A 20,993-nucleotide genomic window follows, 5' to 3' on the forward strand; every position below is an offset into this window, starting at 1 on the left:
CGCGTCCGGCCCGGCCCCCTTCGGCCGTACGGGAGCCGGCTCAGCGCCCCGATCGGGCGGGCAGCGCCTGCACCGCCTGGTCCAGCGCCTGGAGGAAACGATTGGTCGTGATCCGGTCCCGGACCGCGAGCCGCAGCCACTGCGGCCCCAGACCCGGGAACGTGTCCCCGCGCCGGGCCGCGAAGCCCAGCAGCCGCAGCCGCTCCCGTACCTCCGCCGCCCGCTCCAGACGGACCAGGACGAACGGCCCCCGGGCCTCCTCCACCACCTCGACCTCACTGAACTCGGCCAGCCCGGCGAGCAGATGGGCCCGGTCCACCGTGATCCGGTCCGCCGCGCCGGCCGCCTCCACCAGCGCCCGCGGCTCCATGCACGCCTCGGCCGCCGCGAGCGCCGGGGTCGAGACGGGCCACAGCGGCTGCGCGTCGGCCAGCAGCGCCACCGTCTCCGGCCCGGCCAGCACGTAGCCGATCCGCAGCCCGGCCAGCCCCCACGTCTTGGTGAGGCTGCGCAGCACCACCAGCCCGGGGATGTCCGTCCGTCCGCACAGCGCCTCGCGCTCGCCCGGAACCACGTCCATGAACGCCTCGTCGACCACCAGCGTCCGCCCCGGCCGCGCCAGTTTCTCCAGCAGGGCCGCCGGATGCAGCACGGACGTCGGGTTCGTCGGATTGCCGACCACCACGAGGTCCGCCTCCTCGGGGACCGCCGCCGGATCGAGCCGGAAGCCGTCCTCGGCGCGCAGCAGGACCCGCCCCACCTCGTGTCCGGCCGCCCGCAGCGCGGCCTCCGGTTCGGTGAACTGCGGGTGCACCACGACCGGGCGGCGGGCCGGGAGGGCCCGCGCGATCAGGACGAACGCCTCGGCCGCGCCCGCCGTCAGCAGCACCCGGTCCTCCGGCAGCCCGTGCCGGTCGGCGACCGCCGCGCGGGCGGAGGACCCGTCGGGGTAGGCGGCGAGGGAGGCGAGCGAAGCGGCTATCCGCTCGCGCAGCCACTCCGGGGGCGTGTGGGTGCGGACGTTCACGGCGAGATCGGTCAGATTCTCGCCGCGCACCTCCGCGTCGCCGTGGTGCCGCAGGTCGGGCCCGGCGCTCTCGATGTTCGTGGGGGGATTCATGGCAGCCATGGTGAACGGACGGGGGCCCGCCGTCACCGGTGAGGTGGAATTTTTCCTGTCCGAAACATCGCACGCCCCGGCGGCGGCCGGGTGCCGCCGGGCCACCGCGCAGGTCGCGGCCCCCCGGCCCGCCGCCTTCCCGCCGTTGCCGGCCCCGCCCGGGGCACGGGTCTTCGGGACCACCAGTTCGTCCGCGTCGATCAGCGCCGCCGCCTCGGCGACCGACGGGGTCCCCACCGCCGCGCCCACCGCGTCCGACGGATGCGGGACGCGGACCGCGGCCAGCGCCCCGGCCGGATGGGTCCGCACCGGCACCCCGAGCCGGGCCGCCGCCCCCACGATCCCCGGCTCGTCCCCCTTGGCGTCGACCGTCGCGACCTCCGCCACGTCCGCCGGGTCCAGCCCCGCCGCGCTCAACGCCGCCTCGATGAGGGCGAACACGACCTCGTCGGGAACGCCCCTGCGCGCTCCGACCCCCACCACGAGACTGCGGGCGCCGGACGAGGGTCCGGGGCCGGCGGATGCTCCGTTCATCGGCGGGGTCCTGCCTTTCAGGTCGTACGACGCGGTGGTGCGGGGGAGGGGACGAGCCATCGCCGTATACGGAACACGGGACGGACGGCACGGAACGCGGAGCGAGCCGCGGGGGCCGGGGCCGTACGGGACACGGGGTGAGCCGCACGGGACGCCGGGTGAGCCGCACGGGACGCGGCCGGGGCCGTACGGCGGGCGGGGTGAGTCGTGCGGAACGGGGGGCGGACGGCGTACCGGACGGGTGCGGCCGGCCCCGCCGGTAAGGACACCCTGGGATGCGGAGTGCGGGCCCGATCCGCTAGCAAGGGCCCATGGCGGTGTTCGTCGCGCTCGGCGCGTTCCTGATGACCCTGGCCGGCGGCTGGGTCGCCCAACGCATCACCGACCGCCGCCATCTGGTGCTCGGCTTGGCGGGCGGACTGATGCTCGGCGTGGTCGGCCTCGACCTGCTGCCGGAGGCGATCGAGGCCGCGGGCGAGCCGGTGTTCGGGGTGCCGGCCGCCCTCCTGCTGTTCGTGGGCGGCTTCCTGGTGGCCCATCTGGTCGAGCGGCTGCTCGCCGTGCGCCAGGTGGCGCACGGGGCGGCGGGCCGCCAGAGCGAGCGCGTACCGCAGGTGGGGCTGACGGCGGCGGCCGCGATGGTCGGCCACAGCCTGATGGACGGCGTCGCGCTCGGCGCCGCCTTCCAGGTCAGCGGCTCCATGGGCGTGGCCGTGGCACTGGCGGTGATCAGTCATGACTTCGCCGACGGATTCAACACGTACACCCTCACCAGTCTGTACGGGAACGCCCGCCGCAAGGCGCTCCTGATGCTGTTCGCGGCCGCGGTGGCACCGGTCGTGGGCGCGGCGACGACGCTGCTGTTCACCCTTCCGGAGGAACTGCTCGGCGGTTATCTCGGCTTCTTCGGTGGAGCCCTGCTCTACCTGGCCGCTGCCGAGATCCTTCCCGAGGCGCACCACACCCATCCCGCCCGTTCCACCCTTCTCTGCACCATCGGGGGCGTGGGCTTCATCTGGCTGGTCGTCGGCATCGCCGAGTGAGCCGCGCGTACGCCCCCGTCCGCTTCGTACGCCCGGTCACGCCCCCTGGGGGAAGGGCCCTGGCGAGGTCTTCTACCGGGCCCGGCAGTGCGCCACGAACCGCCGGGCCACCTCGGGCGACGCTGCCCAGTGGGTGTGCAGATAGCTCGCGTGCACGCCCCGTTCGACGTATCCCTCGACCCGCCGCTCGGGCTGGTGCATGCCCCAGGCGGGGGTGGCCCCGGCCCCCGGCTCCAGCACCGTGCGGTGGAACTCGTGCCCGCGCATCCGGGTCCCCGCCACCGCCAGCACGCTGTCGGAGACGGCCACCGCCTGCCGGTAGCCGAGGGTGAGCCGCCCGGACATCCGGGCCTCGGCGTCCAGCACCCCGCACATCGGCTTCCCGTCCAGCTCACGGGCCAGGTACAGCAGCCCCGCGCATTCGGCCGCCACCGGGGCGCCGGCGCGGGCCAGCTCCGTCACCGCCCGCCGCAGCGGCTCGTTGGCCGACAGCTCGGGGGCGTACACCTCCGGGAACCCGCCGCCGACGACGATCCCCGCCGTCCCCGCCGGCAGCTTCTCGTCCCGCAGCGGATCGAAGGTCACGACCTCAGCACCCGCCGCGGCCAGCAGTTCGGCGTGTTCCGCGTACGCGAAGGTGAACGCCGCTCCGCCCGCCACGGCCACGACCGGGCGGGGACCGTCCGCCACCGGGCCGGACGCCTCCCACGCCGGGGCGTACGCGGGCTCCCACGGCGCGTCCGGCAGCGCGGGAGCCGTCCGCGCCAGCGCCATCAGCGCGTCCAGGTCGCACCCGGCGCGCACCCGCTCGCCCATGGCGCGTACGGCGTCCACCGCCTCCGCCCCGCGCTCGGCCACCGGCACCAGGCCCAGGTGGCGCGAGGGCGTCGCGACCTGCGGGGCCCGCCGGATCACGCCGAGCACCGGCAGCCCCGACTCCTCCAGCGCGTCCCGCAGCAGCGCCTCGTGCCGGTCGGACGCCACCTTGTTCAGGATCACCCCGCCGATCCGCACCTGCGGGTCCCAGGAGGCGAAGCCGTGCACCAGGGCCGCCACCGACCGCGACTGCGAGGAGGCGTCCACCACCAGCACCACGGGCGCCTTGAGCAGCTTCGCCACCTGCGCGGTCGACGCCAGCTCACCCTGGCCCGAGGCGCCGTCGTACAGCCCCATCACGCCCTCGACCACGGCGAGGTCGCACCCCGCCGACCCGTGCGCGAACAGCGGGGCGATCAGCTCCGGACCGCACATGTACGCGTCGAGATTCCGGCCGGGACGGCCCGTCGCCAGCGCGTGGTACCCCGGATCGATGTAGTCCGGGCCCACCTTGTGCGGCGAGACGGCGAGCCCGCGCGCGGCGAAGGCGGCCATCAGACCGGTGGCGACGGTGGTCTTGCCGCTGTTGGAAGCCGGAGCGGCGATGACCAGGCGGGGCGCACTCACCACTCGATGCCCCTCTGGCCCTTCTGGCCCGCGTCCATCGGGTGCTTGACCTTCGACATGTCGGTCACCAGGTCGGCGGCCTCGATCAGGGCGTCCGGCGCGTTGCGGCCGGTGATCACCACGTGCTGGGCGCCGGGCCGGTTCCGCATCACCTCGACGACCTCGTCGGTGTCGATCCAGCCCCAGTGCAGCGGATAGGCGAACTCGTCCAGCACGTACAGCTTGTACGTCTCGGCCGCCAGGTCGCGCTTGACCTGCTCCCAGCCCTCGCGGGCCTTCTCCTCGTTGTCGAGCTGGCCGTCGCGCTGGACCCAGGACCAGCCCTCGCCCATCTTGTGCCAGTCGACCGTGCCGCCCTCGCCGCTCGCGCCGAGCACCTTGAGCGCGTTCTCCTCGCCGACCTTCCACTTCGCCGACTTCACGAACTGGAACACCCCGATCGGCCACCCCTGGTTCCACGCGCGCAGTGCGAGACCGAAGGCGGCGGTCGACTTGCCCTTGCCCACGCCCGTGTGGACGAACAGGAGGGGGCGGTTGCGGCGCTGACGGGTCGTGAGCCCGTCGTCCGGCACGGTGGTCGGCTGTCCCTGCGGCATCAAGCGGCCCTCCCGGCTGCGGTGACGTCCTTGACGAGCCCGGCGATCGCGTCGGCCCGCAGCTCGTCCAGCGTGACGGCGGTGCCTCCCAGTTCCCGGGCGAGCTCTCCGGCGAGACCGAGGCGCACGTACCCCGTCTCGCAGTCCACGACGACCGAGGCCGTCCCCTCCGAGCGGTGCAGCCGGCCGGCCCGCCCCGCGAGCGCCACCGGCTCCGGGCCGCCGGTCGCCCGGCCGTCCGTGACCACGACGAGCAGGGGCCGCCGCGACGGATCGCGCAGCCGCTCCACCCGCAGCACGTCATGGGCCTTCAGCAACCCGGCGGCCAGCGGGGTGCGGCCCCCGGTCGGCAGCGACTCCAGGCGGGCGGCCGCCGCGTCCACGGACGAGGTCGGCGGCAGCGCCACCTCGGCCTCCCTGCCCCGGAAGGTCACCAGGCCGACCTTGTCCCGCCGCTGGTAGGCGTCGAGCAGCAGCGACAGCACGGCCCCCTTGACCGCGCTCATCCGCTGCCGGGCCGCCATCGACCCGGAGGCGTCCACGACGAACAGCACGAGATTGCCCTCGCGCCCCTCCCGGGTCGCCTGCCGCAGATCGTCCCGGCGCACCACGAGCCCGCGCCCGACGCGCCCGCGCACACGCTGGTGCGGGGCGGCGGCCCGCACGGTCGCGGCCAGGTGCAGCTTGGTCAGCGCCCCCTCGGGCCGCCGCGAGCCGGTCGTGCGCCCGTGCTCGGTACGGGCCCGGGAACGCCGCCCCGCAGCGCCCTCGCCGAGCCCCGGCACGCTGAGCGTCTTCGTCCGGAACGGTTCGGCGGCGGCCACGGGCCGCTGCTCGCCCCCGGCGGGCCTGCCGGGCGCGTCGGGAGCACCCTCCGGGGCCTGCGACGGCGTGTCGTCCGCACCGCCGTCGGCCCTCGGCGGCGTCCGGTCCTCGCCGTCCGCCTGCGGCGGCACTCCGCCGCCCCCACCGCCACCGTCGCCCCCGCCGTCGGGGCCGGGATCAGGGTCATCGTCGTCCTGCCCCCGGTCCCCGCCGGCCTCGTCCAGGGTCTGGTCGAGCTTGTCCTCGTCCAGACCGGGCGCGTCGAACGGGTTGCGCCGCCGCCGGTGGGGGAGGGCCAGCAGCGCGGCCTGCCGCACGTCGTCGGCGGTGACCTCCTCGCGCCCCGCCCAGGCGGCCAGCGCGGTGGCGGTCCGGGCCATCACGATGTCGGCCCGCATCCCGTCGACCTCGAACGCGGCACAGGTCGCGGCGATCTGCCGCAACACGCCGTCGCCCAGGACGACGCGGGGCAGCAGGGCGCGCGCGGCGGCGATCCGCTCGCGCAGCGCGCCCTCCTCCTCGGCCCAGCGCGCGGCGAAGCCCTCGGGGTCGTCGTCGTACGCGAGCCGCCGCCGCACGACCTCCACCCGCTCGTCGGTGTCCCGGGAGGCGGAGACCTCCACGGTCAGCCCGAACCGGTCCAGCAACTGCGGCCGCAGCTCGCCCTCTTCCGGGTTCATGGTCCCGACCAGCAGGAACCGCGCCGCGTGCCGTACGGAGACGCCTTCGCGCTCGACGTACGAAGCGCCCATGGCCGCCGCGTCCAGCAGCAGGTCCACCAGGTGGTCGTGGAGGAGGTTGACCTCGTCCACGTAGAGGATCCCGCGGTGCGCGTCGGCCAGCAGACCCGGCTCGAACGCCTTCACGCCCTCGGAGAGCGCGCGCTCGATGTCGAGCGCCCCCACGAGCCGGTCCTCCGACGCGCCGACCGGCAGCTCCACGGTCCGCGCCGGGCGCGGCACACCGGCGGCGTCCGCGTGCGGCCCGTCGGGACACGCCGGATCGGGGGAGGCCGGGTCGCAGGAGAACCGGCACCCGGGGACGACGGAGACCTCGGGCATCAGCGCGGCGAGCGCCCGCACGGCGGTGGACTTGGCAGTCCCCTTCTCCCCGCGCACGAGGACGCCGCCGACCGCCGGACTGACGGCGTTCAGCAACAGGCCGAGCCGCAGATCGTCCTGCCCGACGATCGCGGTGAAGGGATACGGCGTACTCACGAGGCCTCCTCGTTGACATGCTCTTCAGCTTCGACGTGACCGGTCACTACAAGCCCCTCCGGCGATCGAGGCGCGGGGTCCGGGGCAGCGCCCCGGCTCTCCGGAGAGCCCGCGGCAGGCGCCCCCGGCGGCACGAACGGCAACCCGCGCGGCGCACCGCCCTCGATCAGCCGCCACAACGCGTCCGTGTCCGCGTGCTCCTCGATCAGGTCCCCGAGCCGGTCCAGCTGCTCCTCCCGCAACACCCCGAAGCTCGTGTCCGGCGCGGGCACGAACCGCCGCCCGGCCGCCCGCGCCACCTCTTCCAGGAACCGCCGCCGGAACGCGTCGCTCTCCAGCGACCCGTGCCAGTGCGTCCCCCAGACCGCCCCGACCCGGCAGCCGTCCAGGAACGGTTCCCCGCCCCGCACGTCGGCCACCCCGTGGTGGATCTCGTACCCCTCGACCGGTTCGCCCAGCGCCGAACCCACCGGCCGCGCCAGCGTCTTGGCCCGGTCGAAGCGGATGCGGACCGGCAGCAGGCCGAGCCCGTCCACGACGCCCGCCTGCGACTCCACCTCGTCCTCGATCCGCTCCCCGAGCACCTGGAACCCGCCGCAGATCCCCAGCACCGGCCGGCCCTCCGCCGCCCGCCGCGCCAGCGCGTCCGCGAGGCCGCGCTCACGCAGCCAGGCCAGCGCCTTCACCGTGCCGCGCGTCCCCGGCACGACCACCAGGTCCGCGTCGGCCAGCTCCTCCGCCCGGTCCACGAACCGCACGACGACGCCCGGTTCGGCGGCCAGCGCGTCCACATCCGTGAAGTTCGACATCAGCGGCACCGCGCAGACCGCGACCCGCAGCACGTCCTCGCCGTGCGGGGGAGCGACGACCGACTCCCGCACCGCACCCCGCAGGGACACCCGCAGGCCGTCCTCCTCGTCGATGCCGAGCCCGTGCGCGTACGGCAGCACCCCGTAGGTCCTCCGCCCGGTCAGCCCGTACAGCATGTCCAGTCCCGGCTCCAGCAGCGAGACGTCGCCCCGGAACTTGTTCACCAGATAGCCCGCGACCAGCGCCTGGTCCTCGGGGCTCAGCAGCGCCGTGGTCCCGAAGAACGAGGCGAAGACCCCGCCCCGGTCGATGTCGCCGACCACCAGCACCGGGAAGCCCGCGGCGCGGGCGATCCCCATGTTCACGATGTCGGTGCGCCGCAGATTGATCTCCGCCGGAGAACCGGCCCCCTCGCAGATCACCGCGTCGTACGCCGACCGGAGCTGCTCCAGGCAGTCGGTGACCGTGCCGAGCAGCGCCTCCTGGCGGCCCCCGTGGTACCCCCGGGCGCTCATCTCGCCGACCGGCCTCCCCAGCAGGACCACCTGGCTGGAGCGGTCCCCGCCCGGCTTGAGCAGCACCGGGTTCATCAGGGCCGTCGGCTCCACCCGGGCCGCCTGCGCCTGCATCGCCTGGGCCCGGCCGATCTCCGCGCCCTCCCGGGTCACGAAGGAGTTCAGCGACATGTTCTGCGCCTTGAACGGCGCGACCTTCACCCCCCGGCGCACCAGCCAGCGGCAGATCCCCGCCGTGACGACGCTCTTGCCCGCGTCCGATGTGGTCCCCGCGACCAGCAGCCCACCGCTCATGCCCGTCCCCGCTTCCGTCCCGCGAGGAGGTGCCCCGCGGCCAGTCGGCCCGCCACGCAGACCCCGAGGGCCAGCGCGCCCACCCGGTGCGAGAGGCGCACCGCGCGTTCGATGTCCGCGCCGCGCACGTCCCGCCCGGCCGCCCCGTTCAGCACCGGGCGGTGCTCGACGCGCCCCGCGTACGCCAGCGTCCCGCCCAGCCGTACGCCGAGCGCCCCGGCGAACGCGGCCTCCACCGGTCCCGCGTTCGGACTGGGGTGGCGGTGCGCGTCGGCCTTCCAGGCGCGTACGGCCTCCCGGGGCCGCTCGCCGGCCGCCGCGGCCAGTGCCGCCGTCAGCCGGGCGCCCGGCCACCCCGCCACGTCGTCCAGGCGGGCCGAGGCCCAGCCGTAGCGGCGGTGCCGGGGCGACTTGTGGCCGACCATCGCGTCGAGGGTGTTCACGGCCCGGAACCCGACGAGCCCCGGCACTCCGCCGATCGCGCCCCAGACCAGCGCGCCGACGACGGCGTCCGAGGTGTTCTCCGCGACGGACTCGACGACCGCGCGGGCGATGCCCGGACCGTCCAGGGCGTGCGGGTCGCGCCCGCACAGGTGCGGCAGCCGCTCCCGGGCCGCCTCCAGGTCCCCGGCGCCCAGCGCACCGCCGACGGCCCGGGCCTCCCGGCCCAGCGACGTACCGCCGACGACGGACCAGGCGGTGGCGGCGGTCAGCGCGACGGCGAGCGCGGGACGGTGGCGGACGGCGCGCGCGGCCAGCGCGGCGGCTCCCACGGCGCCTCCGGCGCAGACGAGGGTGTGCAGCGCGCCCCGACCCCGGTCGTCACGCCACAGCACGGACTCCACCCGTGCGGCGGCGCGGCCGAAACCGGCGACGGGGTGGCCCCGCCGGGGGTCGCCGAGCAGCGCGTCGGCGATCAGCCCGGCCGTGGCGCCGTACGCGAAGACGCGATCGGCCCGCACGGGTCAGCCCGCCGCGGAGAGAGGCGTTCCGGCACGGAGGGGCACAGGGAGCGGCACACGGCGGCCGGGCATGGCGTAGGTCCTCACTCAGGGTCCGCGCCCTGGTTCGACGTGACGGCGGCGAGAGTCTCCTGGCTCCCGGATCCGCAGTTCCCCCGGCCTTCCAGCCCGCGTGCCGCGAGCCGTGACGTCCGGTGTGGGGGAGTGCTCCCCGGTGACAGTGGCGGGACCGCGCCGGATTCACACCGGCTTCCTCTGCTGTCGCCGTAAATGGCTCCGGCAGTCCACCACGCCCCGCGAACGGCCGTCAACTTGCTGTTGACCTGCGGGGCTCCACTGTGGGCAGACGCACATCGGGCCGGACACAGGGTGCTGTGTCCGGCCCGATGGGGTCCCGCCCGGCGCGTCGGAGCGGAGCCTCGCGGGGCTCCCGGCGGCGTACCGGAGAGGCGTACGGGATACGGGTCAGGCGACGATCAGGTAGATCCCGTACGCGACGGCCGCCGTGCAAGCCGCGAAGCAGGCGTAGGCGCTGGTGCGGGCCAGGACCGCCGACCCGCCGCCGGCCGCGCCGCCGGACGTGGCCGACAGCTTGGACAGGGCGACGATGCCCAGGGTGAAGAGGCCCACCAGAGCGACGGTGACGACGAGACTGACACCGAAGACGGAGGCGAGAGCTGCCCAGTCGATTTTCATGCGGATCTGTCCTTACACCGAGGCCGTCGGCCGGGCCGGGTCGTCGGGCGCCGCTGCCGGGGCCGCGATGGTGGTGGTCATGAGGTCGGAGGCCGGGACGCCGACCGGCGGCGGCTGGACCGCTGCCATGGCGGTGGTGACGACGCCCTGGGGCTCGTCGTCGGCGTCCGCGTCGTTGACGTTGGTGTGGTCGACCGGCTGGCGGCGCGAGGCCAGCCAGATGGCGAAGGAGCCGCCGACGAGCAGGATCGCGGTGACGGTGATGCCCCACGGGCCCTGCTTGGTCAGGAACTCGGCGGCGGCGCCGACCAGCCCCGCGGCCGGCAGCGTCAGACCCCAGGCGACGAACATCCGGGTGGCGGTGGACCAGCGGACCACGCCCCCCTTGCGGCCGAGGCCGGCGCCCATCACGGCACCCGAGCAGGACTGGGTGGTGGAGAGCGAGAAGCCGAGGTGCGAGGAGGCCAGGATGACGGTGGCCGCGCTGGTCTGGGCGGCGAAGCCCTGCGGCGGCTGGAGGTCGGTCAGGCCCTTGCCCATGGTGCGGATGATGCGCCAGCCGCCCAGGTAGGTGCCGAGCGCGATGGCGACGCCGGCGGAGACGATGACCCACATGGGCGGGTTCGAGCCGGGGGCCAGGACACCGCTGGTGACCAGGGCGAGCGTGATGATGCCCATCGTCTTCTGGGCGTCGTTGGTGCCGTGGGCGAGCGAGACGAGACCGGCGGAGGCGATCTGCCCGGCCCGGTAGCCCTTGGCGGTGGACTTGACCTGGTTCGGGTCGGTGACGTTCCGGTTGATCCGGTACGTCAGCCGCGTGGCCAGCATCGCCGCGACGCCGGCGACCAGGGGGGCGGCGATCGCCGGGAGCAGCACCTTGGTGACGACGGTGCCGCCGTTGATCGAGGACCAGCCGGCCGACATGACCGCGGCGCCGATCAGACCGCCGAACAGGGCGTGCGAGGAGCTGGACGGCAGTCCCAGCAGCCAGGTCAGCAGATTCCACAGGATGGCGCCGACGAGCGCCGCGAAGATGACCTCTGTTCTGAGGCCGTCCTCGTTGACAATCCCGCCGGAGATCGTCTTGGCGACCTCCACCGACAGGAACGCGCCGATCAGGTTGAGAACGGCGGACATGGCCACCGCTGTCTTGGGCTTCAGTGCGCCGGTCGAGATGGTCGTCGCCATCGCGTTGGCGGTGTCGTGGAAACCGTTCGTGAAATCGAACACGAGAGCTGTTACGACCACAATCGCAAGCAGCAGCGTGATGTGTTCCATTTACCCAGGCAATCGTTCGACGTCAGTGGCTCGTGGAACGTAGGCAACCTGGATGAACGGAAGATGAACTGGGCAGGGCGTTGCGGTGACCCCAAGCGGAGTGAGCCGCTTCCGGTTGTGCGCGGGAGGGGTTCCGGGAGGCCCGTGGGGTGCGGCGTGGACTGCTCTTTGCCGCGTGTTGGCGAACATTTTGGACGGCCGTTCGGCACCCGATGGAGATCCCCGTCACGTCCCGCGTGACGTTCCGGTTGCGCGGGTTGCCTTCTAGGCTCGCTCCATGACTCACCAGCACCCGGAATCCGTGGACGTGGACCAGGCATGGCGCGACCTCGTCGGGACGGCGCGACGCAGCGCGGCGGATGGCCTGGTCGTCGGCACCTCGGGCAACGTGTCCGCCCGCGTCGGCGAACTGGTCCTGGTGACCCCCAGCGGGGTGCCGTACGACCGGCTCGGACCCGAGGACGCGGTCGGCGTCGACCTGGCGGGGCGCCAGGTCCTCGGGGTGCTGAAACCGACCAGCGAACTCCCCCTCCACCTCGCGGTCTACCGCTCCACCGGCGCCGCCGCCGTGGTGCACACCCACGCCGTGCACGCCACCGCCGTCTCCACCCTCGTCACCGAGGTGCCGCTCGTCCACTACGCGGCCGCCCTCCTCGGCGGCCCCGTCCGCACCGCCGCCTACGCCCGGTACGGCACTCCGGAGTTGGCCGAGGCCATGCTCGAAGCCCTCCGGGACCGCACCGGCTGCCTGCTGGCCAACCACGGCACCGTCACCTACGGCGACACCCTCGACCAGGCGTACGAGCGGACCGCGCAGCTGGAGTGGCTCTGCCGGCTCTGGCTCACGGCCAGCTCGGTCCCCGGCCGCACCCCGGCGCTGCTCGACGAGGGGCAGCTGGCCGAGGTGACACAGGCGCTCAAGGGGTACGGCCAGTCCGGCTGACCCGCGCCGGGGGCGGCTCCGGTGCGCGTCGGGCACTCGGGGGCGCGCGGCGGTTCCGGGGCGTACGGGACTGCGGGGCGCGCGGCGGTTCCGGGGCGTACGCCTGGCCGGGACCCGCGCACGACCCGTACGGCCGTGTCCACTGGCCGTGCGCCGTCCGCCCGACGACACTGGAGCGGTGCGCCCGGTAACCGCGACGGCAACGGCCGTCACCACAGTCCTCGGCGTCGGCGCGGCAGCGGTCGCGGCCGGCCGGTACGCGGGCGACGTCGCCCTCAGGTCGACGCCCGGCCGCCCCCTCCCCGCCGACCGGCGGCTCACCGTGCACGCCACGGCGGCCGGCCGGACCACTCTGACCCGGTCCTTCTCGGCGCTCCGCCCCGGCACCTGGGGCCTCGCGGGCCCCGGCGTCCACGCGGTCGTCGGACCGGTGATCGAGGGCGCCTCCCCGGCCGCCGACACCGTCGTGCGCAGGCTGGAGAGCGTCGGCCAGGGACTCCTCGAACCGGGCGCGAAGGTCCGGCTCACCCCCGAGCTGTACGGCGGCGACCCGCGCGCCGACCTCGCCCTGGACCACCAGGACGTCGAGATCCCCGGCGAACTGGGGCCCCTGCCCGCCTGGTACGTCCCCGGCGGGCGCGACACCTGGGTGATCGCCGTGCACGGCCTCGGCACCACCCGGGCGCACCCCATGAACGTGATGCCGTTCCTGCACCGGCAGAGCCTCCCCGTCCTCGACCTCGCCTACCGGGGCGACGCGGGAGCCCCGCGCCCCGCCGACGGCGTCGGCCACTTCGGCGCCTCCGAATGGCGCGACGTCGACGCAGCCATCCGCTTCGCCCTGCGCCACGGCGCCCGGAACGTGATCGTCCACGGCTGGTCCACCGGAGCCACCATGGCCCTGTACGCCGCCGTCGAGTCCCCGCTCCGCGACCGGATCAGCGGCATCGTCCTCGACTCCCCGGTACTGGACTGGCAGGCCACCCTGCGCGCCCTGGGCGCCGCCCGGGGCGTACCGGCCGCCCTGCTGCCGCTCGCCGTCCGCGCCGCCCAGGGCCGGACCGGCCTGAAAGCCGCACCGGTGCTGGAGACCTCCGCACCGGTCACCCTGGACACCCCGACTCTGATCCTGCACGGGCCCGACGACACGATCGCCCCCTGGGAGCCCTCCCGCGAACTCGCCGCCCGCAGGCCGGAACTGGTCGCCCTCCACGCCGTGCCGCAGGCTCCGCACGCATCGATGTGGAACGCGGACCCGGCCCGCTACGAGGAGACCCTGCGGCGCTTCCTCACACCCCTGATGTGAGCCGATGGGGTGAACTCTCCCCCTTGTCGTCGCGTCGCGGGAACCTTTCCCGTACCGGCGAAACGCCTTCCGTTTGGGCTTTCGGGCCGTCAGGGGCAAGACTGCTCCCGTGACGTCCCGTACTCCGCGCGACTCCAGGCTGCGACTTGTCCGCCCGCGACCCCTCGCCACCGCCCGCAAAGCGGTGACCACCCGGCGTACCAGGCCGGCGCCCCGGCCCCCCGAGGGCACCCCGCCCCGGGCGGAACTGGCCCGCCAGGCCAGGACGGTCCTCGCCGACGCCGTACGCATCGCCCACTGGGCGGCCGGCGCCCCCGGCCCGGGCACCACCGCCCCGCTCGCGGCCCACGCCCTCGAACGGGCGGCCACCGCCCTGGAGCTCTCCCCGGCCCAGGTCCGGGCGGGCTGGGACCGGGCCCGGCTGGCCGGACTGATCGAACTGCACGGCGACACCGCGCGCCCCGGCTGGCGGCTGCGCGCCTGGGACCGCGACGACTCCGCCGTCCTGCGCGGCTGGGTGGCGCTCTTCGACGCCTGGTCGCTCGTCCACGCCGCCCCCGCCGGCATCGAGGCGGGCGCGGTCGCCGAAGCCGTCGAGGCCGTGCCCCAGGTGCTCTCGCTCCTCCAGCTCTCCGCGGGCCCCGTCACCGTCCCCGCGCTGCTGGACCTCCTCGGCCAGCGCGTCGCGGAACTCCACGAGGAGCGCTGCGAAGTCCCCCTGGGGCCCGGCAGACCCGCCACCGCCACGACCGCGGCGGGGACGACCGCCGACCGGCCCGACCCCGCCGCAACGACCGGCGGCACCGACGCCGACCTCAACGCCCTGCTGCTCGACTGGGCCCTGGAGGGCCTCGCCGCCGTCGGGGCGCTCACCCTCGGCCACGGCCACGCCACCCTCACCCCCCTCGGCAACTGGGCGGTCTGGGTCAAGCTGGAACAGATCTGCGTCGCCGCCCAGAGCCCGGCCGGCAACATCGAGCAGTCCGCCGCCGACATGCTCCTCGGCTGCGCCCGCCTCACCCCCGGCCCGGCCCGCGACGAATACCGCGCCTGGCTCGCCGCCCGCACGGTCGGCAGCGCCGTCGCCGAACTGCTCACCGTCGCCCGGGGCCAGGACGCCCTGCTGCGCGGACTGGCCTTCGAGGCGCTGCGCGTCGTCGGCGCCCCCGCCGAACCCGAGGTCCGCGCCGTCCTCGCCGAACCCTCGCTGCGCCCCTACGCGCTCCTCTGGCTCGCCGAGTACGAGGGCAACGACCCCGACGACGCCCAGGACGTCCTCAGCCGCGAGGAGGCCACCTGGCTCTGGGTCGACACCGCCGCCGCCGTCGCCGACCACGGCGAGACCGGGCTGCTCGTGCGCCATCTCGACACCGCCGTGCAGGGCACCGTCCCCGCGCTCCTCGACGAGGTCAGGGCCGTCGGCCACCCCCGCACCGTCCAGGTGCTGGTGGCCCTCGCCGCGGCCCACCCGGACCCGGCCCTCGCCAAGGCGGTCCGCCGGGCCGCCTTCCAGGTCCACACCGGGGGAGCCTGAGCCGTACGCTCCCGGGGCCTCCGCTCAACCGGCGGACCCCGGGGCGTACGTCCCGAAGCTCCACACGTTGCCCTCGGCGTCCCGCGCCATGTAGTCCCGGGAGCCGTAGTCCTGGTCGGTGGGGTCCATGAGGATCTCCACGCCGAACGCCCTGGCGCGGGCGCAGTGCTCGTCCACCTCGTCCACCACCACGTACACCCCCGCCGGGCCGGCGCCGGCCATCGCCCGCGCGAACACGCCCTCGCGCCCCTTGGACCCGAGCATCACCCTGCCGTTGCCCTGGGACAGCTCGGCGTGCAGAACGCTGCCGTCCTCGCCCGTGTAGACCGCCTCCTCGGTGAAGCCGAGACCTTCCGTCAGCGTCCTGATGGCCGCCCGCGCGTCCTCGTACAGAAGCGTCGGGCAGACCGTCGCAACCGGGTTCTCCGCGCCCGCCATCGCACTCACCTCTCCCGTCGACCGCCGTCATGATGTGACCTGCGTCTCAGTCTTCCACCGGCCACTGACAACGGCAGCGGCAAGAGCCGGCAGAAGCAGGGCGGCGGGCGCGCCCGGTCAGCCGAAGGTGTCGCACCGCGCCATGTCGCCCGTACGGAACCCGGTGGAGAACCACCGCTGCCGCTGCGCCGCCGAGCCGTGCGTCCAGGACTCCGGCGTGACCCGGCCCTGGTACCGCTCCTGGATCCGGTCGTCGCCGACCGCCGCCGCCGCGTCCAGGCCGTCCCTGATGTCCGCCCGGGTCAGCTCCGTGATCAGCGGCCGGCCCGTCGACTCGTCCGGCGTCGTCGTCGCGTGGTGCGCCCAGACCCCGGCGTAGCAGTCGGCCTGCAGCTCCACCTTCACCGCGTTGCTGTCCTCGCCCTGCCGCCCGTCCTGTGACCGGGCGAGCGTGCCCATCAGGTTCTGGACGTGGTGGCCGTACTCGTGCGCCACCACGTACGCCTGCGCGAACGGGCCGCCGCTGGAGCCGAACTTCGTCCGCAGGTCGTCGAAGAACCCGAGGTCCAGATAGACCCGGCGGTCTCCGGGGCAGTAGAACGGCCCGACCGCCGAGGTCGCCGACCCGCAGGCCGTGCCCACCCGCCCGCTGAACAGGACCGTCCGCGCCCCCTCGTACTTCGCGCTCCGCCGCCGGAACTCCTGCCGCCAGAAGTCCTGCACGCTGTTGACGACGGCCACCGTCCGGCAGTCCTCCCGGCTGTTCGCGTCCTGCCCCTTCAGACAGCTCTCCTGCACCTGCCCCGCCGAGGAGGCCGTCGCCGCCGGGTCCGGCCCGTCCGAGGTGAGGCCGAGCTGGTCGGGGCCGACACCGAAGAGCAGGCCCAGGACCAGGGCGATCACCCCGGCGATCCCGCCGCCCACGGTGGCCCGCCCGCCCGGGATCCGGCTGCCGCGCACGTCCTGGACCTCGGAGGTGTCCAGATCGGCGTCGTCGTCGAACTGCACGTCGCACCACCCTCGGGCTCGGGCGGGCGACGGCGTGCCGCCCTGCGCCGAGTATCGGACGGTTCGTCCCTCCGGGCACGCGGAAAAGCAGTTGCGCGCCGCCAGTAGAATGGGCCGTATGGCCTTTCTCCTTGTGCATTAGCGGCGTCGAGAGACCTCCGCCCTCGTCCCTCCGCCGTCCATACTGCCCTGGAGTTTTTCCGTGATCACCGCTTCCGGCATCGAGCTGCGCGCCGGCGCCCGCATCCTCATCGAGTCCGCCTCCTTCCGTATCGCCAAGGGCGACCGCATCGGCCTCGTCGGCCGCAACGGAGCGGGCAAGACCACCCTCACCAAGTGCCTCGCGGGCGAGGGCGCCCCCGCCGCCGGAACCATTACCAAGTCCGGCGAGGTGGGCTACCTCCCGCAGGACCCGCGCACCGGCGACCTCGACGTCCTCGCCCGGGACCGCATCCTCTCCGCCCGCGGTCTCGACGAGATCCTGCGCAAGATGCACGAGAACGAGGACCGGATGGCGAACGGCAAGGGCGCCACCCGCGAGAAGGCGATGAAGAAGTACGAGCGCCTGGAGACCGAGTTCCTCACCAAGGGCGGATACGCCGCCGAGGCCGAGGCCGCCACCATCGCCGCCGCGCTCAACCTCCCCGACCGGGTCCTCGGACAGCCCCTGCACACCCTCTCCGGTGGTCAGCGCCGCCGCGTCGAGCTGGCCCGCATCCTCTTCTCGGACGCCGACACCCTCCTCCTCGACGAGCCGACCAACCACCTCGACGCCGACTCCATCGTCTGGCTGCGCGACTACCTCAAGTCCTACCGGGGCGGCTTCGTCGTGATCTCCCACGACGTCGACCTGGTCGAGACGGTCGTCAACAAGGTCTTCTACCTCGACGCCAACCGCTCCCAGATCGACATCTACAACATGGGCTGGAAGCTCTACCAGCAGCAGCGCGAGGCCGACGAGAAGCGCCGCAAGCGCGAGCGCCAGAACGCCGAGAAGAAGGCCGCCGCCCTCAACTCGCAGGCCGACAAGATGCGCGCCAAGGCCACCAAGACCGTCGCCGCGCAGAACATGGCCAAGCGGGCCGACCGGCTGCTGGCCGGACTGGAGGCCGTCCGGGTCTCCGACAAGGTCGCCAAGCTCCGCTTCCCCGAGCCCGCGCCCTGCGGCAAGACCCCGCTGATGGCGGAGGGGCTCTCCAAGTCCTACGGCTCGCTGGAGATCTTCACCGACGTCGACCTCGCCATCGACAAGGGCTCCCGCGTCGTCATCCTCGGCCTCAACGGCGCCGGCAAGACCACGCTGCTGCGTCTGCTCGGCGGCGCGGAGAAGCCCGACACCGGCGAGATCATCCAGGGCCACGGCCTCAAGCTCGGCTACTACGCCCAGGAGCACGAGACCCTCGACCCGGAGCGCACGGTCCTGGAGAACATGCGCTCCGCAGCCCCCGACCTCGACCTCGTCGAGGTCCGCAAGACGCTCGGCTCCTTCCTCTTCTCCGGCGACGACGTCGACAAGCCCGCGGGCGTGCTCTCCGGCGGCGAGAAGACCCGGCTCGCCCTCGCGACCCTGGTCGTCTCCTCCGCCAACGTGCTCCTCCTCGACGAGCCGACGAACAACCTCGACCCCGCCAGCCGCGAGGAGATCCTCGGCGCGCTGCGCACCTACAAGGGCGCGGTCGTCCTCGTCACCCACGACGAGGGCGCGGTCGAGGCGCTCCAGCCGGAGCGGATCATCCTGCTCCCGGACGGCGTCGAGGACCTCTGGGGAGCGGACTACCGCGACCTCGTCGCCCTGGCCTGATCCACGGAAACCGACCGCCCCCCGCCCCGGGGCGCGGGCCGGTCTGACCGCCCGGACGGAGCGTCCGATCTCCGGAGATGGATCATTCGGCCTACGAGTGGTCCGTCATCTGCGTGAGAACCTCTCGTACTCCGGTGGTGCGCCCGGCGCTCACCCGCCGCGCGCCCCCTCCGGGACGGCTTTTCCCCGTACGGCCCTGACCTGCCGGTTCTCCGGCGAGGCAGGGCCGTACCTTCGTGCGGGCCCTCTGGAATCGGGGATTCCGATCGTGTCGACGCCCTTCCCGTCCGGGAAACCGCGCGCACCGACCTTGCCGAATGGGTGGCCAGGAAGCGCGGGAGGGGTGATCATGAGAGTCCAGAGCGCACTTCCCATGAGGAGGCACGGGTGGCCGAGACTCTGAAGAAGGGCAGCCGGGTGACCGGCGCCGCGCGTGACAAGCTCGCGGCAGACCTGAAGAAGAAGTACGACTCCGGTGCGAGCATCAGGGCGCTGGCCGAGGAAACCGGCCGGTCCTACGGGTTCGTCCACCGGATGCTCAGCGAGTCCGGAGTCACGCTGCGAGGACGCGGCGGCGCGACACGGGGCAAGAAGGCCGCTTCGGCCTGAGGCCACGGGTCTCCGACGTCTTCGGGCCCAACGGAATTCGGGGTGGCCACCCGGTCGGCCGCACGGTCGACCGGGTGGTTACTGTTCAGTCACTTAGATCCTTCGTGCTGACCGCACCCCATCCGGAGGCGCCCCATGACCTCGCTCGACACTGTGCTCGACAAGGACGGCGTACGGCTCACCGTCGACGACGCCGTCGCCACGGTGACGCTCACCAACCCGGCCAAGCGCAACGCCCAGTCTCCCGCTCTGTGGCGGGCGTTGACGGAAGCCGGACGGGCGCTGCCCGGCACGGTGCGGGTCGTGGTGCTGCGCGGCGAGGGCAAGTCCTTCTCCGCCGGCCTCGACCGGCAGGCGTTCACGCCCGAGGGCTTCGACGGCGAGCCGTCGTTCCTCGACATGGCGCGCGGCCCCGAGGCCGACCTGGACGCCACCATCGCCGAGTACCAGGAGGCGTTCACCTGGTGGCGCCGCAACGACCTGGTGTCGATCGCGACGGTCCAGGGCCATGCCATCGGCGCCGGCTTCCAGCTCGCCCTCGCCTGTGACCTGCGCATCGTCGCCGAGGACGTGCAGTTCGCCATGCGCGAGACCAGCCTCGGCCTCGTTCCCGACCTCACGGGCACCCACCCCCTGGTGCATCTCGTGGGGTACGCCCGCGCGCTGGAGATCTGCGCCACCGGCCGCTTCGTGCACGCGGAGGAGGCCGAGCGCACCGGTCTCGCCAACCTCGTCGTGGCCGGCGACCAGCTCGACGCGGCGGCCCGCGACCTGGCCGCCGCGCTGGTGGCGGCCCCCCGCGACGCCGTCGTCGAGACGAAGGCCCTGCTGGCCGGGGCGCTCTCGCGCGACTACGAGCAGCAGCGCGTCGCGGAGCGGGCCGCCCAGGGCCGCCGCCTGCGCGATCTGGCGGGCATCACCGACTAGCGCGGTCGTCCGGCCGTTCGGCGCCGGACGATCCTCCGCCCCGGCCGCCGGACGCACGGTCCGGCGGCCGGTAGCGCGGGCGTACCGCTGAGCCTGGCGTACGTGCCGTCGACCCCGCGCGTGCCGCTGAACCCGGCGTACGTACCGCTGAACCCGGAGTACGTGCCGCCGACCTGGTGCGTGCCGCTGAACCCGGCATCCGTACCGCCCGCCCCGCGCGCACCGCTGGCCGACGCGTCTCAGCCGCGGCGGCCGTCCCGGTCGCCGCTGGTGCCGGCGTCCCCCGGTGGCCCCACCACGTCCGTGACCAGCACCGACACCGGCAGTCGCCGGTCCAGGGCGGCGGTCACCGCCGAGTGCACCGACCGGGCGACCTCCCGCGCGCCGCGGTTCCCGTCCGTCGCCACCTCGACCCGTACGTGGTCCGCGGCCGTGTGCACGGGCGCGCCCAGGACCCGGGTGAGCGAGACGACGCCCGGCACCCCGGCGGCCGCCAACGCCACCGGACCGTCCGCCTCCGCGACCGGGACCGCCGGCCCGGCCCGCCCCGTCACCTGATCGGGCGCACCGTCCGTCAGCAATGCCGTCACCGTCAGGTCCACCTCGGTGATCTCCAGCCCCAGCCGGGCCGCGGCGGCGGTGAGGAGCGCCGTGCGCAGGGCCGCCGCCACGTCGGGCAGCGGCCGGTCCAGCGCGGCCGAGAACTCCGCCTCGATCCGCAGCGGCACCGGCGGCAGCGCGCCCGGCGGAGCCGGTGCGGCCGCCGGGGCGCCGGGCGGGGACGCGGGCGGCGCGCCGCCCGCCATCGCCTCCTCCGCCGGACCGATCCGCAGCTTCCCCAGCACCGTTCCGGGGTGGGCCGCCGCCCCGCGCAGCACCGATGCGGCAGCCGTCTCCGCGATCCAGGACCCCTCCGCCGGAGCGCCCAGGGGCAGCAGTCTGCCCAGGCCGAGCCGTTCCCGTACCGCAGCGGTCCATCCGTCGGCCCTCTCCGGGCCCCGCGCCGTAGTCATCGCCCCAGCCTGCCGTATCCACGGCGCGAGATCGCGAAAGCGCACTTAACGTGGGCAACGAAGTCCCCTGTCCCGATGATC

18 protein-coding genes and 1 riboswitch are annotated in these 20,993 nt (G+C 74.4%); of the genes, 7 read left to right on the plus strand and 11 right to left on the minus strand.

Going from position 1 to position 20,993, the window contains the following annotated elements:
* Positions 1-40: 40 nt before the first annotated feature.
* Complete coding sequence (gene cobC / locus IF19_RS0123650) at positions 41-1,654, minus strand: Rv2231c family histidinol phosphate aminotransferase CobC (RefSeq protein WP_078580608.1); 1,614 nt, start codon at positions 1,652-1,654, stop codon at positions 41-43.
* 311 nt (positions 1,655-1,965) lie between these two features.
* Between cobC and IF19_RS0123655 the strand changes: the two genes are divergently transcribed.
* Complete coding sequence (locus tag IF19_RS0123655; RefSeq protein WP_030117390.1) at positions 1,966-2,697, plus strand: ZIP family metal transporter; 732 nt, start codon at positions 1,966-1,968, stop codon at positions 2,695-2,697.
* 72 nt (positions 2,698-2,769) lie between these two features.
* Here IF19_RS0123655 and IF19_RS0123660 read toward each other — a convergent pair whose 3' ends face one another.
* The 7 genes from IF19_RS0123660 to IF19_RS0123690 form a co-directional block, all read right to left on the minus strand.
* A complete protein-coding gene (locus tag IF19_RS0123660) occupies positions 2,770-4,143 on the minus strand; it encodes a cobyrinic acid a,c-diamide synthase CobB (RefSeq protein WP_030277472.1) in 1,374 nt (457 codons plus the stop codon).
* The gene (cobO, locus tag IF19_RS0123665) at positions 4,137-4,736 is read right to left on the minus strand and encodes a cob(I)yrinic acid a,c-diamide adenosyltransferase (protein WP_030117393.1); all 600 of its coding nucleotides are present in this window, start codon (positions 4,734-4,736) and stop codon (positions 4,137-4,139) included. The genes IF19_RS0123660 and cobO overlap by 7 nt, the downstream gene beginning before the upstream one ends.
* Positions 4,736-6,778, minus strand: a complete 2,043-nt coding sequence (locus IF19_RS0123670) for a putative cobaltochelatase (RefSeq protein ID WP_030277474.1) — start codon at positions 6,776-6,778, stop codon at positions 4,736-4,738. The genes cobO and IF19_RS0123670 overlap by 1 nt, the downstream gene beginning before the upstream one ends.
* The gene (locus IF19_RS0123675) at positions 6,775-8,397 is read right to left on the minus strand and encodes a cobyric acid synthase (RefSeq protein WP_050493884.1); all 1,623 of its coding nucleotides are present in this window, start codon (positions 8,395-8,397) and stop codon (positions 6,775-6,777) included. The genes IF19_RS0123670 and IF19_RS0123675 overlap by 4 nt, the downstream gene beginning before the upstream one ends.
* Positions 8,394-9,359, minus strand: a complete 966-nt coding sequence (locus IF19_RS0123680) for a cobalamin biosynthesis protein (RefSeq protein WP_030277476.1) — start codon at positions 9,357-9,359, stop codon at positions 8,394-8,396. Before IF19_RS0123680 ends, IF19_RS0123675 begins: the two co-directional genes overlap by 4 nt.
* Before the next feature lie 125 nt (positions 9,360-9,484).
* Positions 9,485-9,614: riboswitch (cobalamin riboswitch) on the minus strand.
* Positions 9,615-9,824: 210 nt separating this feature from the next.
* Positions 9,825-10,055: a hypothetical protein gene (locus IF19_RS0123685; RefSeq protein ID WP_030117400.1), complete on the minus strand. Its 231-nt coding sequence runs from the start codon at positions 10,053-10,055 to the stop codon at positions 9,825-9,827.
* 12 nt (positions 10,056-10,067) lie between these two features.
* Positions 10,068-11,333, minus strand: a complete 1,266-nt coding sequence (locus IF19_RS0123690) for an inorganic phosphate transporter (protein WP_030117401.1) — start codon at positions 11,331-11,333, stop codon at positions 10,068-10,070.
* Positions 11,334-11,610: 277 nt separating this feature from the next.
* Here IF19_RS0123690 and IF19_RS0123695 point away from each other — a divergent pair, with 277 nt between their 5' ends.
* From IF19_RS0123695 to IF19_RS0123705, 3 genes are all read left to right on the plus strand, one after another.
* Positions 11,611-12,276, plus strand: a complete 666-nt coding sequence (locus tag IF19_RS0123695) for a class II aldolase/adducin family protein (RefSeq protein ID WP_030117402.1) — start codon at positions 11,611-11,613, stop codon at positions 12,274-12,276.
* Positions 12,277-12,454: 178 nt separating this feature from the next.
* Positions 12,455-13,582 (plus strand): alpha/beta hydrolase family protein, encoded by a 1,128-nt coding sequence (locus IF19_RS0123700; RefSeq protein WP_030277478.1) that lies wholly within the window; start codon positions 12,455-12,457, stop codon positions 13,580-13,582.
* 184 nt (positions 13,583-13,766) lie between these two features.
* Positions 13,767-15,116: a hypothetical protein gene (locus IF19_RS0123705; protein WP_030117404.1), complete on the plus strand. Its 1,350-nt coding sequence runs from the start codon at positions 13,767-13,769 to the stop codon at positions 15,114-15,116.
* Between the two features lie 24 nt (positions 15,117-15,140).
* On the opposite strand, the gene IF19_RS0123710 is transcribed toward IF19_RS0123705, so the two are convergent.
* Entirely contained in the window at positions 15,141-15,554 is a 414-nt protein-coding gene (locus IF19_RS0123710; protein ID WP_030117405.1) for a VOC family protein, read from the minus strand.
* A gap of 117 nt (positions 15,555-15,671) precedes the next feature.
* On the minus strand, positions 15,672-16,562 hold the full coding sequence (ypfJ, locus tag IF19_RS0123715) for a KPN_02809 family neutral zinc metallopeptidase (protein WP_030117406.1): 891 nt from the start codon (positions 16,560-16,562) through the stop codon (positions 15,672-15,674).
* Positions 16,563-16,764: 202 nt separating this feature from the next.
* Here ypfJ and IF19_RS0123720 point away from each other — a divergent pair, with 202 nt between their 5' ends.
* The 3 genes from IF19_RS0123720 (at position 16,765) to IF19_RS0123730 (ending at position 19,899) form a co-directional block, all read left to right on the plus strand.
* The gene (locus IF19_RS0123720; protein WP_030117407.1) at positions 16,765-18,363 is read left to right on the plus strand and encodes an ABC-F family ATP-binding cassette domain-containing protein; all 1,599 of its coding nucleotides are present in this window, start codon (positions 16,765-16,767) and stop codon (positions 18,361-18,363) included.
* A gap of 387 nt (positions 18,364-18,750) precedes the next feature.
* The gene (locus tag IF19_RS0123725) at positions 18,751-18,972 is read left to right on the plus strand and encodes a helix-turn-helix domain-containing protein (protein WP_006123601.1); all 222 of its coding nucleotides are present in this window, start codon (positions 18,751-18,753) and stop codon (positions 18,970-18,972) included.
* Between the two features lie 135 nt (positions 18,973-19,107).
* On the plus strand, positions 19,108-19,899 hold the full coding sequence (locus IF19_RS0123730; protein ID WP_030117408.1) for an enoyl-CoA hydratase/isomerase family protein: 792 nt from the start codon (positions 19,108-19,110) through the stop codon (positions 19,897-19,899).
* 239 nt (positions 19,900-20,138) lie between these two features.
* Here IF19_RS0123730 and IF19_RS0123735 read toward each other — a convergent pair whose 3' ends face one another.
* Positions 20,139-20,912 (minus strand): hypothetical protein, encoded by a 774-nt coding sequence (locus IF19_RS0123735; RefSeq protein ID WP_030277480.1) that lies wholly within the window; start codon positions 20,910-20,912, stop codon positions 20,139-20,141.
* Positions 20,913-20,993 lie beyond the last annotated feature (81 nt).

The sequence above is a fragment of the Streptomyces californicus genome (genome assembly GCF_000717645.1).
Lineage (GTDB): Bacteria > Actinomycetota > Actinomycetes > Streptomycetales > Streptomycetaceae > Streptomyces > Streptomyces californicus.

Bases quoted from the DNA above. Each gene is read 5' to 3' on its own strand.
- IF19_RS0123655 (WP_030117390.1), top strand. From the start codon at position 1,966: ATGGCGGTGTTCGTCGCGCTCGGCGCGTTCCTGATGACCCTGGCCGGC.
- cobO (WP_030117393.1), bottom strand. From the start codon at position 4,736: ATGCCGCAGGGACAGCCGACCACCGTGCCGGACGACGGGCTCACGACC.
- IF19_RS0123675 (WP_050493884.1), bottom strand. From the start codon at position 8,397: ATGAGCGGTGGGCTGCTGGTCGCGGGGACCACATCGGACGCGGGCAAG.
- IF19_RS0123695 (WP_030117402.1), top strand. From the start codon at position 11,611: ATGACTCACCAGCACCCGGAATCCGTGGACGTGGACCAGGCATGGCGC.
- IF19_RS0123730 (WP_030117408.1), top strand. From the start codon at position 19,108: ATGACCTCGCTCGACACTGTGCTCGACAAGGACGGCGTACGGCTCACC.
- IF19_RS0123690 (WP_030117401.1), bottom strand. From the start codon at position 11,333: ATGGAACACATCACGCTGCTGCTTGCGATTGTGGTCGTAACAGCTCTC.
- IF19_RS0123735 (WP_030277480.1), bottom strand. From the start codon at position 20,912: ATGACTACGGCGCGGGGCCCGGAGAGGGCCGACGGATGGACCGCTGCG.
- IF19_RS0123710 (WP_030117405.1), bottom strand. From the start codon at position 15,554: ATGGCGGGCGCGGAGAACCCGGTTGCGACGGTCTGCCCGACGCTTCTG.
- cobC (WP_078580608.1), bottom strand. From the start codon at position 1,654: ATGAACGGAGCATCCGCCGGCCCCGGACCCTCGTCCGGCGCCCGCAGT.
- IF19_RS0123685 (WP_030117400.1), bottom strand. From the start codon at position 10,055: ATGAAAATCGACTGGGCAGCTCTCGCCTCCGTCTTCGGTGTCAGTCTC.